Origin of the sequence: Ramlibacter sp. (assembly GCF_041916345.1) — a bacterium.
Classification (GTDB): Bacteria; Pseudomonadota; Gammaproteobacteria; order Burkholderiales; family Burkholderiaceae_C; genus Ramlibacter.
In genome coordinates this window covers 18,682-31,226 of sequence record NZ_JAYRZR010000046.1, presented here as the reverse complement: position 1 = coordinate 31,226, position 12,545 = coordinate 18,682, and the positions used below count along the sequence as shown (strand labels likewise).

The 12,545-nt window shown below is 66.8% G+C and carries 10 protein-coding genes; 6 read left to right on the top strand and 4 right to left on the bottom strand.

Going from position 1 to position 12,545, the window contains the following annotated elements; all coding sequences use genetic code 11:
- From ACE3T5_RS13080 to ACE3T5_RS13055, 6 genes are all read left to right on the top strand, one after another.
- On the top strand, nucleotides 1-2,280 hold a 2,280-nt coding region (locus ACE3T5_RS13080; RefSeq protein WP_374668315.1), incomplete at its 5' end, for a circularly permuted type 2 ATP-grasp protein.
- A gap of 10 nt (nucleotides 2,281-2,290) precedes the next feature.
- Nucleotides 2,291-3,199, top strand: coding sequence for a transglutaminase N-terminal domain-containing protein (locus ACE3T5_RS13075; protein ID WP_374668313.1), 909 nt, complete (start codon nucleotides 2,291-2,293; stop codon nucleotides 3,197-3,199).
- Between the two features lie 27 nt (nucleotides 3,200-3,226).
- Complete coding sequence (locus tag ACE3T5_RS13070; RefSeq protein WP_374668311.1) at nucleotides 3,227-3,679, top strand: RidA family protein; 453 nt, start codon at nucleotides 3,227-3,229, stop codon at nucleotides 3,677-3,679.
- Nucleotides 3,680-4,108, top strand: coding sequence for a deaminase (locus tag ACE3T5_RS13065; RefSeq protein WP_374668309.1), 429 nt, complete (start codon nucleotides 3,680-3,682; stop codon nucleotides 4,106-4,108).
- 114 nt (nucleotides 4,109-4,222) lie between these two features.
- Nucleotides 4,223-4,654: a hypothetical protein gene (locus tag ACE3T5_RS13060; RefSeq protein ID WP_374668307.1), complete on the top strand. Its 432-nt coding sequence runs from the start codon at nucleotides 4,223-4,225 to the stop codon at nucleotides 4,652-4,654.
- Between the two features lie 47 nt (nucleotides 4,655-4,701).
- Nucleotides 4,702-5,232, top strand: a complete 531-nt coding sequence (locus tag ACE3T5_RS13055; RefSeq protein ID WP_374668305.1) for a hypothetical protein — start codon at nucleotides 4,702-4,704, stop codon at nucleotides 5,230-5,232.
- Nucleotides 5,233-5,249: 17 nt separating this feature from the next.
- On the opposite strand, the gene ACE3T5_RS13050 is transcribed toward ACE3T5_RS13055, so the two are convergent.
- Genes ACE3T5_RS13050 through ACE3T5_RS13035 form a run of 4 tightly spaced genes read right to left on the bottom strand, consistent with a single transcriptional unit; the run spans nucleotide 5,250 to nucleotide 12,430 of the window.
- On the bottom strand, nucleotides 5,250-6,446 hold the full coding sequence (locus ACE3T5_RS13050; protein ID WP_374668303.1) for a GIY-YIG nuclease family protein: 1,197 nt from the start codon (nucleotides 6,444-6,446) through the stop codon (nucleotides 5,250-5,252).
- Nucleotides 6,439-8,574, bottom strand: a complete 2,136-nt coding sequence (locus ACE3T5_RS13045; protein ID WP_374668300.1) for a DEAD/DEAH box helicase — start codon at nucleotides 8,572-8,574, stop codon at nucleotides 6,439-6,441. The genes ACE3T5_RS13050 and ACE3T5_RS13045 overlap by 8 nt, the downstream gene beginning before the upstream one ends.
- Nucleotides 8,571-9,632, bottom strand: coding sequence for a YhcG family protein (locus tag ACE3T5_RS13040; RefSeq protein ID WP_374668298.1), 1,062 nt, complete (start codon nucleotides 9,630-9,632; stop codon nucleotides 8,571-8,573). The genes ACE3T5_RS13045 and ACE3T5_RS13040 overlap by 4 nt, the downstream gene beginning before the upstream one ends.
- The gene (locus ACE3T5_RS13035; protein ID WP_374668319.1) at nucleotides 9,629-12,430 is read right to left on the bottom strand and encodes a class I SAM-dependent DNA methyltransferase; all 2,802 of its coding nucleotides are present in this window, start codon (nucleotides 12,428-12,430) and stop codon (nucleotides 9,629-9,631) included. Before ACE3T5_RS13035 ends, ACE3T5_RS13040 begins: the two co-directional genes overlap by 4 nt.
- Between the last annotated feature and the right edge of the window lie 115 nt (nucleotides 12,431-12,545).

Genomic DNA, 12,545 nt, shown 5'->3' with positions numbered 1-12,545 from the left:
CTGTTTCCGCTGATCCTCACGCCCGAAAGCTGGCAGCGCATCGAGACCGGCGTGCTGCAGCGGGTGCGCCTGCTGGAGGCGATGCTGGACGACATCTACGGCCCGCAGACGCTGCTGGCGGGCGGCCTGCTGCCCCCGGCCCTGGTGCAGGGCCATCCGGGCTACCTGCGCGCCATGCACGGCGTCAAGCCGGCCGGCGGGCGGCGGCTGCACATCGCCGCGTTCGACCTCGCGCGCGACGCGGACGGCGCGTGGTGGGTCGTCACGCAGCGTACGCAGGCCCCCTCGGGCCTGGGCTACCTGCTGGAGAACCGGCTCATCCTCTCGCGCCTGTTCCCCGAGGCCTTCCGTGACCTGAAGGTGCAGCGCCTCGCCGGCACCTACCGCGCGCTGCTCGAAAGCCTGGTCACGCTGTGCCCCGATTCGCAGGGCGAGCCGCGCATCGTGCTGCTGACACCCGGCCCCTACAACGAGACGTACTTCGAGCATGCGTACCTGGCGCGCTACCTCGGCCTGACGCTGGTGGAAGGCAGCGACCTGACCGTGCGCGACCAGAAGCTGTACCTGAAGACGCTCAAGGGCCTGGAGCGCGTGCACGGCGTGCTGAAGCGCCTGGACGATGAATTCCTCGATCCGCTGGAGCTGCGCGCGGATTCCCACCTGGGCGTGCCCGGCCTGCTGCAGGCGGTGCGGGCCGGCAACGTGCTGGTGGCCAACGCGCCCGGCTCGGGCCTGCTGGAATCCACCGCGCTGCTGGGCTTTCTGCCCGCGCTCAGCCGCCACCTGCTGGGCGAAGAGCTGCACCTGCCCGCGCTGCCCACCTGGTGGTGTGGCGAGCGCGCCGCAATGGAGGCGGTGCTGCCGCAGCTGGCCGGCTCCGTGATCAAGTCCACCTACTCGGGCGCGGGCGCCGGCGCAGCACTCGGCCGCAACCTGAACCGCCGCGAGCTGGACGAGTGGGCCGGGCGCATCGTGCGGGCGCCCGAGCAGCACACGGTGCAGGGCTACCTGCCGCTGGCCCAGCTGCCCACCTGGAAGACGCTACGCGGCGGCGAACGCATCACGCCGCGCTCCTACCTGCTGCGGGTCTTCGCGCTGTCCGACGGCCGTCAGGGCTGGCGCGTTCTGCCGGGCGGCCTGACGCGCATCGCCACCAGCGAGCTGGAGATCGCCTCCATGCAGCGCGGCGGCAGCAGCGCCGACACCTGGGTGCAGACCGAGGGCGAGGTGGACACCACCAGCCTGCTGCACCACGACCACCCTTCCGTGGACACACCGCACCGCACGCGCACCGTCACCAGCCGCGCCGCCGAGAACCTGTTCTGGCTCGGCCGCTACACCGAGCGCACCGAGAACGCCACGCGCCTCGCCCGGCTGGCCATCGACAGCCTGAACGGCGAGGACGCCTCCTCGCAACCGCTGCTGCACTGGCTGGGCGAGCTGGCCGTGGCCAACTCGCTGGTGAACCCGGCCGTGCCCTCCCCCGCACAGGCGCGCCGCGTGTTCGAGCGCTCCCTGATCGCCGCACTGGCCGACACCGACGCCGCGGCGAGCGTGGGCTTCAATCTGAAGGCGCTGCGCAGCGCGGCCTCGGCCGTGCGCGAGCGCCTGTCGCTGGAGCAGTGGAACCTGATCGACCACGCGCAGCGCGAGTTCCAGCGGGGCGCGGCCGCCTGCATCGTGGGCGTCGACTACTCCTCGATGGAGGCGCTGCGCGCCCTGGAGACCTTGTCCGGCATGACCGCCGCCATGACTGGGGCGCAGACCGACCGCATGACGCGTGATGACGGCTGGCGGCTGCTGTCCACCGGCCGGCACCTGGAGCGGCTGATCTTCCTGGCCCAGGCCCTGGGCGCCGCGTTCGACACCGGCGCCGTGCACGATGAAGCCGGCTACGAGGCGGTGGTGGCCCTTTTCGACAGCACCATCACCTTCCACGCGCAGTACCAGCAGCGGCACGACATCCCGGCCCTGCTGGACCTGCTGGTGATCGACCGCGACAACCCACGCTCACTGGGCTGGGTGGCCCAGACGCTGCGCGGCCGCCTCGCCAAGCTCGCCGGCTCCGCGCCCGGCGAACTGCCGCCCACGGCCGACCTGGTGCCGGACCCACGCGAGTGGACGCTGGAGGCCCTGTGCGCGCGCGATGCGGAGGGCGAGCACGCCGTACTGCGGCAACTGCTCACCGATTGCGTGAACGCGGCCTACCAGCTGTCGGACGAACTCACGGCGCGCTACTTCGCGCACTCGGGCGACGCGCGCCGCAGCGTGGGCGCCTGAGGAGGCCGCGATGCTGCTGCACGTGCTGCACGAGACCGTCTATGACTACGCGCCGGCCGTGCGCACCGCGCAGCACATGGCGCACCTGCGGCCGGCCGATCATGCCACCCAGCGGCTGCTGGCGCATCGGTTGACGGTGGAGCCTGAACCGGCCCAGCAGGTGGAAGCGCAGGACGTGTACGGCAACACGCGCGCCTTCTTCAGCCTGGATGCGGCGCACGACCGCCTGCGCGTGGTGGCGGAAAGCACCGTCTCCACCTCGGCGCCGGCCGTGCCGGCCAGCCGGGTGCCCTGGGAGGAAGTTCGCGAGCGCATGCGCTACCAGCGGGGCGCGCGGTACGACCCGGCGGCGGAGTTCTCCTTCAGTTCGCCCTACGTGCCGCGCGACGAGGCGTTCGTCAGCTATGCCCAGCCCGTGTTCACCCCCGGGCGCCCCCTGCAGGAGGCGGCGGTGGCGCTGATGGCCCGCATCCACGCGGACTTCACCTACGAGACGACGGCCACCGACGTGAACACGCCCGCGCTGGAGGCTCTGGCGCTGCGCAAGGGCGTCTGCCAGGACCTGGCGCACGTGATGCTGGGTTGCCTGCGCAGCCTGGGCCTGCCGGCCCGCTACGTGAGCGGCTACCTGCTGACCGAGCCGCCGCCCGGCCAGCCGCGGCTGGTGGGCAGCGATGCCTCGCATGCCTGGGTGTCCGTCTACCTGCCCGCGGACAAGGCAGGCCAGGGCCAGTGGCTCGACCTGGACCCCACCAATGACCGCCCGGCCGGCGAGGACTACGTGACGCTCGCCGTCGGACGCGACTTCTCCGATGTGTCGCCCATGCGCGGCGTCATCCATGGCGGCGCCAGCCACACGCTGCGGGTGGCGGTGACGGTGACGCCCATGGAGTCGCCGTCACCCTCGCCCGCTCCTTAGAATGCCCGGCATTCCCAGGAGAACCCCATGAGCGTGTACGACCAGCTGAAAGCCCTCGACATCACCCTGCCCCCCGTGGCCACACCCGCTGCGGCCTACGTGCCCTTCGTCCGCACGGGCAACCTCGTCTTCCTCTCCGGCCACATCGCGAAGAAAGACGGCAAGCCCTGGGTCGGGCAGCTGGGCCGCAACATGACCACCGAGGAAGGCAAGGCGGCCGCACGCGCCATCGCCATCGACCTCATGGGCACGCTGCACGCCGCCGTGGGCGACCTGAACCAGGTCAAGCGCATCGTGAAGGTGATGAGCCTGGTCAACTCCGCGCCCGATTTCACCGAGCACCATCTCGTGACCAACGGCGCCAGCGAGTTGCTGGGCCAGGTGTTCGGTGCGGCGGGTGCCCATGCGCGCAGCGCCTTCGGCGTGGCCCAGATCCCGATGGGCGCCTGCGTGGAGATCGAGCTGATCGCCGAGGTGTAAGTGACCCCGCGGCGCCGCGATCTGGTGGCCACGGCCCTGACGGCCGGGCTGGCCGGCAGCGCAGGCACCGCCTGGAGCACCGAGCCGCGCCATCCCCAGCGCCGCTGGCACCTGGAGGCCCTGCGCATGCGCGTGCTGGCCGAGTCCTGGGGTGACCAGCCCTACGGCGCCGTGGTCGTGGCCGATGACCAGGTGATCGGCCTGGGCCCGAGCCGTGTGGTGAAGGACGGCGACCCCGAGGCGCACGCCGAACGCGTGGCCATCCGCGAGGCCCTGCGCAGCCAGGGGCGCGGCACGCTGGCCGGCGCGGTGCTGTACTCGACGTCGCGCCCCTGTGCAGCGTGTGAGGCCGCGGCGGCCCGTGCGGGCATTGCGCGCATGTACCACGGTGACGATCTGCGCGACGCGGGGGTGCCGCGCGGACGCTGAGGCGCGCACCGCCCTCCCCAACGTCGCCTCGTCAGCGGCAGCGACCAGCTGGACGCGCTTGTGATGGCTGGCAGGCCGGTGCGATACTGGTTCCCCGCCCCATCCGGAGTCCGCATGAAACGCCTCATCGCACTCGCTGGCCTGGCGCTGTGTGGCGCCGTGTCCGCGCAGCAACCAGCCACGCTGGGTGAACTGCTGGACCAGGGCGCCAGCAAGCTCTCAGCCGCCGAGATCCGTACGCTGGGCGACGTGCGCGTGCTGCGCCGCGCGCCGGATGCCGATGCCTACATGACCCTGCGCGCTGACGGCACCGTGGTGGGCATGGTCCACAACAAACAGGGGCACGGCTCCAGCGAGGCGGTGGGCACCTGGCAGGTGCGCGCGGATGGCCAGCGCTGCTCAGACGTCGAACTGCCGGCCTTCCGCATGGCGATGCAGCAGTGCGGCTACACCTATCGCCTGGGCAAGGACATCTACTTCGCCCCGTCGGACGTGGATCGCACTGCCCAGGTGACCGTGCAAGCTGGTCACGCGTTCCTGCACTAGGGCCAGGCCCCCATCAGGTCTCAGGGTCGCCTGACCGCCCCCGGGACATGCCCGCCCGTCAGATCGTCCTGAGACTCGCCTTCGCAGCCGCGCTGCTGCTGGGTGCGTGGCATTTCTTCGGCCCGTTCGGCATCGTCTTCAGTGCGGCGCTGGTGGCCGTGATGGTGGCGCGTCCGCTCATCGAGCTGGCGGCCGGCGGCGCCCGATCCACGAAGGCGATGGCCCTGCGCGACGTGGAAGGCGTTCACTACGCGTGGCACGGCCTGCCGGTGGGCGTGTGGGAAGACGACGAAGGCCATCGATGGCTGCATCTGGCCGCCGTGCGCAAGGCCGTGCCCGGCCTACCGCGTGATGCCGTGCTGGCCCGCCTGCGACCGGATGCGCTGGCGACGGTGACCGGGGCCAAGGGCACCTGCGTCCGCGCCGATGAACTGCTGGCGCTGCTGGCCGAGTCCTCGCACGCCGAGACGGTGAAGTTCAAGAACTGGGTGCATCGCGATGTGTACCTGCCGTCGGCGGCGGCGCGGAAGGCGGGGCACAGGCCGACGTCGCTGGCGGGGGATGGGATCGCTCGCTGAAGCCAGACGGCTGATCGTCAGCCGCCGTGATAGCCGCTCACCAACCGTGCGGACTTGGGGTCATACGCCATTTCGGTGATCGAGCCATCCCGAATGCGCTCAACGGCCTCGTCAATCACCTGGAGTGGGACGACAAACCATTCACGCGGCTTGACCGGCTTTCCAAATCGATCTTCGATTGTCAGGTCGAGTTGCACTTCACTGAACAGCCGATGGAAGAGCTTCTCCATGCGGGTTCGGCTGAGGTTGTGAAGCTTGTACTCGGCGACCACCTCGACACCTGCCAACAGGTACGTCGCATCGTTCTCGGCGCCCGCGATGCGTGCTTCGACCTTGCCGCCTGTCACTCCGATCTTGTGAATCAGCGCCCGATGCTCCGCGACGAACGGGTGACTCGACAAACTGCGAAGCACGTAGATCGTTCCCGTCTCGATGTCATCAGGCTCGGCCTGGTCACCAAAGAGGGGGCCGATCACCGGGTCCGTCAGCCGGCGACCCGACTCGTCCTTGTAGAGGGCGCGCTGAAGTGAGCGCCGCAACAGGTTGCTTTCGGTGCCATTGGCATACACAACGCGCAAGCGCGCATCGCTCTCACCGTTGGGCGCCTTGAAGGCTGCACCGACTTCGGCAACGTAGGCGAGCTGCCCGCCAACGATGAAGTAGTTGCCCGCCTCGATGCTGGCGTCGCGCCCGAAACGAAGCGCCTTGCGCGTTCCGTCTTTCAGATCCTGCTCGACCTGCTGGAACAGGGGTTGATACCTGTCGAAGTCTGAGCAGGTCGTCCGGTCCGCGATCTCCTCTGCTGCCTGCCTTTCAACGTGGGGGCGGACATGCCGCAGCACGGTGATGTCGGATTGATCCGATGGATCACCCGTGAAGCCCAGCTCGGCCAGCAAGGCATCTTCGCCCAGCTCATCCACGTTGGCCAGGGCTGCAGGAGCCTGGGTCAGCAAGCCGGGCTTGTCCATGTCGGCCAGCAGCGTACGTGCCTCGGGCAGCTTGCGGAGCTGATCGAGTCGGACAGCATACAGACGCTCGAAGATATCGCGATCTTCGCCATGCTGCGGCGCGCGCTTGTGGGCTTCGAAGAATCGGAGAATGTCCTCGAAACCCGCGATGATGCGCTCCTCTCGCGCCGTGCGGCCCCCGGGCTTGATCGGCGCAACGTCAACGCCCAGAGCTTCCAGCAGCGCGTCGTCGTCCAGTTCAGCCATTGCCATTGCCTCCCTGCGCCTTGGCCTGGGCACGGTAACGCGCGAATGCGGCCACGCCTTCTGCCATCCTCTTCTCCCACGCGTCGGGGGAGTTGATGTCCGGCACGCGCCCCCGCTCATTCTTGAACTGCAGTGCGCGCTTTGCCAGCTCCCGCGCTTCGTCTTCGGTGAGCTTCACGGTCTTGGCGGCGATGCTGGCCTGGATCTGACGCAGGGACTTTTCATCCATCGTCTTGGCCAGCACCGCGTAAGCCGCTTCAAACGGATTGATCCGGTCGATGAGATCGATGTCCAGGTCACGCACATTGATGAACTTGCGAACACCATCGAGAAGGTCGGTGTTGCCCTTTGCATGCCCAGCCTCGTCCCCACCGCTGTCGTTTGCCGGGACTGGAACCTCAGCCTGGCCTGGCGTCTCCAGCGCCAGCTTTGCCTGCTGCGTGATATTGATGACGGCAATGGCGTGCTGGCGCACGGCCTCCTGGTCCGCCTCGCTCAGCTCCGGGTAGCGCTCGCGCACGATCTTGCCCAGGCGCTCGATCGTCAGCTCCTCGGGGATGGTGTTCTCCTTGTCGAGCGTGCCGCGCTCGAGCGCCGGCTTGTCCTGGATGAATGCGGCGATGACCTCGTTCAGGTCTTCCTTGCAGATGCGCTTGCCTTCCTTGCTCTTCGGCTTGGCGAGGCCGTTGATCTCAATGTGGATCTCGCCGGTCTCCTTGTTCACGCCCAGGTTCTTGCCGCCGTCCACGTAGCCGTCCGGCCCGTAGTCGAAGCCCTCCTGGGCGCCGGCGTTGCGTGGCGTGAACTCGTAGCGTGGGGCCAGTACCTGCTCCATCAGAAGGCTGGCGGAGATGGCCTTGAGCATGTCGTTCACGGCTTCGGCCACCGCAGACTGCTCGGCCGTGGGCTCGGCGATCAGGTTGGTGAAGCGCGCGCGCTCCTTGCCCTCAGCGTCGCGCGTAGCGCGGCCGATGATCTGCACCACCTCGGTGAGGCTGCTGCGGTAGCCGATGGTCAGGGCGTGCTCGCACCAGATCCAGTCGAAGCCTTCCTTGGCCATGCCCAGCGCGATGATGATGTCCACGTGGTCCCGGTCATCCTTGTGCGCAGGGTCCTTCAACGCGCCCAGCACGCGCGAGCGCTGGGCCGCGTCGCTGTCGTCCACCAGGTCAGCCACCTTCAAGGTGCGGCCGTCCCTGCCCTCGATCAGGTGGAAGCCGGTCGTCTCATCGATGCCTTTCCACTCGCCCAGCGCGTGCATGATCTCGTTGACCTCGCGCTCCTTGTCCTTGAGGCTCTCGCGCGAGTTGACGCTGGGAATGTGGACGATGGTCTTCAGCGCCGGGTCCAGCACCTTCGCCACTGCATCGACGTAGCGGCCCGTGTAGAAGAAGTAGCCGATGTCGAGCGACTTCAACCACCGATAGCCGTTGAGCTGCTCGTAGTAGGTGTAGGTGACAGTCTCGAACTTGCCCTCGTCGCTGGGCGACAGCACCGCTTCGCTGTCGCCACGGAAGTAGGAACCCGTCATCGCGACCAGATGCACCTTGTCGCGGGCGATGAAGGCGCCCAGCTGGCTGCCCAGCTTGTTGTCCGGGTTGGCCGATACGTGGTGGAACTCGTCAACGGCGATCAGCCGGTTGTCGAACGCCTGGATGCCCAGCTCCTCGACCGCGAAGCGAAAGGTCGCATGGGTGCAGATCAGCACCTTGTCATCGCTGGCCAAGAACTTCTTGACCGCCTCGACCTTGGACCTGGCGACACGCGGCTCGTCGATGCCCGGCGCGTTGCACAGGTTCCACTGCGGCGCGACCGTCCAGTCCCAGTAGAAGCCGCGCTGGGTCAGGGCTTCATCGGCGAAGCTGCCACCGATCGATCGTTCCGGCACCACGACGATGGCCTGCTGCAGCCCCTGATTGTTCAGCTTGTCCAACGCGATGAACATCAAGGCCCGGCTCTTGCCAGATGCCGGCGGCGACTTGATCAGCAGGTACTGCTCGCCGCGCTTCGCGTAGGCACGCTCCTGCATCGCGCGCATGCCCAGCTCGTTCGCCTTGGCCGAAGCGCCCGTGCGCGCCGTGGTGATGGAGACCGACGGCACGGTGTAGGTGTTGATCGGGTTCGTCATGCTTCTTCTTCCTCCCCGCCCACATCATCGCCGCCCAATTCGCGCTCGATCTGCTCGATGCTGGGCAGGCTGGTCTGCAGCTCCGGCGGCAGCGACTCCAGCAGTTTGTACTCGGCTACGCCCATTGGCTGCGATTTGTCGCCCAGGGCGTACTCGGCCACGATCTTGTTCTTGCTCTTGCACAGCAACAGGCCGATGGTGGGGTTGTCGTGTTCGCTCTTGACCTGCCGGTCGACCGCCGTCAGATAGAACCCCAGCTGCCCCAGGTGCTCGGGTTTGAACTTGCCACCCTTGAGCTCGATCACCACGTAGCACCGCAGCTTCAGGTGGTAAAAGAGAAGGTCGAGGAAGAACTCGTCCCCACCCACGTCGAGCAGCACCTGCCGGCCGACGAAAGCGAAGCCCGCGCCCAGCTCCAGCAGAAACTCGGTGACGTGCTTGACCATCGCTTGCTCAATGGCACGCTCGCCAGCCTCGCGCCCCAGGCCCAGAAAGTCGAAGCGGTATGGATCCTTCAGCGATTCGCGGGCCAGGTCGGAATGCGGCTGAGGCAAGGTGAGGTCGAAGTTCGTCACCGCCTTGCCGGTACGCTCGAGCAGGCGGGTTTCGATGTGGATGTTCAGCACGTTGCGCGACCATCCGTGCTCGATGGCGGCACTGGCGTAGGCCATGCGCTGGGCGCTGTCCTTCAGGCGCGTCAGCAGCACCAGGTTGTGGCCCCAGGGCAATCGTCCAACAAGCTGTTGGACAATTGGCTCGTCGGGCCAGGCTTCGGCGAAGGCGCGCATGTACATCAGGTTGGCGCGCGAGAAGCCCTTCATCTCCGGGAAGGCCGTGCGCAGGTCGTGCGCCAGCCGGTCGATGACCTTCGCGCCCCAGCCTTGATCGGCCTGCCGCGCCAGGATGTCGCGGCCGATCTGCCAGTACAGCAGCACCAGTTCGCGGTTGACGGCCAGCGTGGCCCGTTGCTGCGCACTGTCGATGCGCCGCTTCAGCTCCGCCAGCCACTCGGCGTAGCCCTGTGGCGGCTGCGTCAGGCTGGCCGGACGGTCGCTCATGCGGCGGCCTTTCGCGCAGCCTTCTTGGCCGAGGCCGCCTTGGCCGGTTTGGCCGAACTCGCCTTCGCCACCAGCTTGGTGTACAGGTCGAACAACTTCTCCAGCCGCTCGGTGTCGTTCTTGAAGCGGCGGCCTATGTAGATGCGTTCCAGCACTTCGTCGTTGTGCTCGTGCGCCTGGCGCAGGTTCTCCGGCATCGTGTCCGGGTCGTAGAGGTCGGCGATCGTGGCCGGAAAGTGGGCCTCGCGAGCGAGCAGGATGTTCTCGGCGCAGCGGGCCAGGTCAGCCTTGTTCTGCTCGGTAAGCAGCGGCACGGGGAAGGTGTTCCAGCCGAGGGTGTTGGAGTAAGAAAAGTCCGTACGCATCCGCACGCAAACCGTGCCAATCCAGACCCAGTGCAGGCGCGATGCGATCAACGCCATGTTCCACAATGGAGCGTCGTACAGGGCGAAGCACTTGTTGCTCGGCACAGCGCCTCGCTCAATCAGTCCGACGGGAAGAAAGGGTCTGTTCTCTGAACTGACACCGGGCACCACGATGGTCTGGAACCGTCCTTCATTCATCCGCTGAAACTGGTGCGAGCGAACTGCAATCTCCTTGGCGGTTGCGCCGCCCTTCTGCCGCGACTCCCGGACCAGTTCGACCCGCTTTCTCACGGCCGGAATCGAAGTGGCTTCAGCGAGGTCTTCGTCTGAGATCCAAAGACAATGCCTCGGAACGCCTCGAATGAATTCCGAGGACCCGTAGATCCGACGAGTGAAGCGCGATGCTTGATCGGCATCAAGCCCCAGCGCTTCCAGTTCTCGAGCGTCCAAAAGCAAATGACCGCCGTCAATCGGCGTATTGCCAAAGGTCATCTCGGCTTGCTGACACATCGGGCTGCTTGCCTTCTCGACCTCGATGTTTGCCCCCGCGGTCAAGTAGCCATTGATGTTGTCTACGAGCTTCACGACCAAGCTACCGTCTTCGGCAACTGACATCAAACGACGAGTGCCCCGGACACTCCGGCCAAAGCCCACGATGGCAACGGTCACCCCGGCGTTCTTGCTGGCGAGGTTCTGCCACTTGAAGCTGGTGTGCGCGAAGAAGATTTCACAACCAGCTGAAAACAGCATGGACCAGAGCGTTGGAACCTGAATGCCTTGGCATGCCGAGTTCGTGGTCACAAAGGCGGCGAGTGCAGAGCCGTGTCCCATGTAGTCGCTGGCCTTGATGAACCATCCAGACACATAGTCCAGTGACTTCCAGTTCTTGCAGCGGTGCGCGAAGAGGCCTTGAATGTCGTCCTTCTGCGCGTCCTCCTGCCACCGCGCGCCCAAGTACGGCGGATTGCCCAGAATGTATGTTTCTCCGCCCTCGTTCTCGAAGTCGATCTCCGTCTGGTTCAACGGCGTCCCAAACAAGTCGTCCGCCGTCACCTTGACGCCCGTTCCGGTGGTCGGACAGATCGACAGCCAATCCAACCGCAAGGCATTCCCACAAACAATCCAGTTCTCGGCGGTCAGCGGCAGGAACTCCGCCAGCGCATCCTTCTGCCCCCGGTAAAGCACGTCGCACTGGAACTCCGCAATGATCAGGGCCAGCCGCGCGATCTCGGCAGGAAAGTCCCGCAGCTCGATCCCACGGAAGTTCGTCAACGGGATCTCGCTGCCCAAGTGCGACTCACCGCGCCGACGATTGATCTCCGCCTCGATCTCGCGCATCTGCTTGTAGGCGATGACCAAAAAGTTGCCGCTGCCGCAGGCCGGGTCGAAGACACGGATGCGCGCAATGCGCTTGCGAAGGTTCAGCAGCTTGATCTTGTTATCGCCCGCGGCCTCCAGCTGCGCGCGCAGGTCGTCCAGGAACAGCGGGTTCAGCACCTTCAGGATGTTGGGCACGCTGGTGTAGTGCATGCCCAGCTCGCCACGCTCGTCCTCGTCGGCCACCGCCTGGATCATGCTCCCGAAGATGTCCGGATTGATCTGCTTCCAGTTCAACGTGCCGGCATGCAGCAGGTAGGTGCGCGCCATGCGCGTGAAGCGCGGCACCTCCGCGCTGCCGGAGAACAGGCCGCCGTTTACGTAGGGAAAGGCGTCCGCCCACCGCGGCAGGTTGGCGGCGGCCCGGTCTGCGATCTTCACGTTCATCGCGCGGAAGATCTCCGACAGCACCTGGTGCGTATTACCGGCATCGCGGTCGCTCATCTGCTCCACGGTGCGGGTGAAGAGTGCCTCGCCGTTGAAGATGTCGGTGTCTTCGGCGAAGAAGCAGAAGATCAGCCGGGCCATGAAGTGATTCATGTCGCCGCGGCGCTCAGCCGTGGCCCAGCTCGGGTTCTCTCGCAGCAGTTCGACGTACAGCTTGTTCAGGCGGCCGGTGGCGCGCACGTCGATGGGGTTGTCCTTGATCTCCTTGACGGTAGAGATGCCGGCCAGCGGCAGGAAGAAGCCGAAGTGATCGGGGAAGCTGGGGTAGTCGCAGGCGATGGTCTCGCCCGCGCTCAGGTCTTCGGCCTCGAGCGTCTGGCCGTCGGTGGCCAGGATGAACTTGGCCTTGCCCTTGGCGGTGGCCGGGCTGGCGCGCAGGGCCTGCAGCCCGGCGCCGGTGGTGCCGGGCGAGCAGACGGCAATGTGGATGTTATTGCGCTGAAGCACGCCGCCGGGCACATCGGAGGCGTTGTTGTTGCCCGCGCGCAGGCGCTTGAGCGTCGTCTCCTTGTTGCCAAAGGCTGCCAGGAAGGCAAAGGGGAACTCGGCCGCGTCGAAGGGCTGCAGGGCCAGATCGGAAATGGCTTGTTCGATTTCTACGGCGTTCATGGACATGCGGGGACTGCTCGGGCGCTGCCGCATGGTAGCAATCGCCGCCCGAAGCGCAGCGGACTGGCTGGCCGGTGGTCGCGCCACCAGCGGGCGCGGCGCGGCGCGCCAGGCC

What these genes read in the sequence shown, in the direction of transcription:
- ACE3T5_RS13075 (WP_374668313.1), top strand. Translation starts at nt 2,291, where the DNA reads ATGCTGCTGCACGTGCTGCACGAGACCGTCTATGACTACGCGCCGGCC.
- ACE3T5_RS13070 (WP_374668311.1), top strand. Translation starts at nt 3,227, where the DNA reads ATGAGCGTGTACGACCAGCTGAAAGCCCTCGACATCACCCTGCCCCCC.
- ACE3T5_RS13060 (WP_374668307.1), top strand. Translation starts at nt 4,223, where the DNA reads ATGAAACGCCTCATCGCACTCGCTGGCCTGGCGCTGTGTGGCGCCGTG.
- ACE3T5_RS13055 (WP_374668305.1), top strand. Translation starts at nt 4,702, where the DNA reads ATGCCCGCCCGTCAGATCGTCCTGAGACTCGCCTTCGCAGCCGCGCTG.
- ACE3T5_RS13050 (WP_374668303.1), bottom strand. Translation starts at nt 6,446, where the DNA reads ATGGCTGAACTGGACGACGACGCGCTGCTGGAAGCTCTGGGCGTTGAC.
- ACE3T5_RS13045 (WP_374668300.1), bottom strand. Translation starts at nt 8,574, where the DNA reads ATGACGAACCCGATCAACACCTACACCGTGCCGTCGGTCTCCATCACC.
- ACE3T5_RS13040 (WP_374668298.1), bottom strand. Translation starts at nt 9,632, where the DNA reads ATGAGCGACCGTCCGGCCAGCCTGACGCAGCCGCCACAGGGCTACGCC.
- ACE3T5_RS13035 (WP_374668319.1), bottom strand. Translation starts at nt 12,430, where the DNA reads ATGAACGCCGTAGAAATCGAACAAGCCATTTCCGATCTGGCCCTGCAG.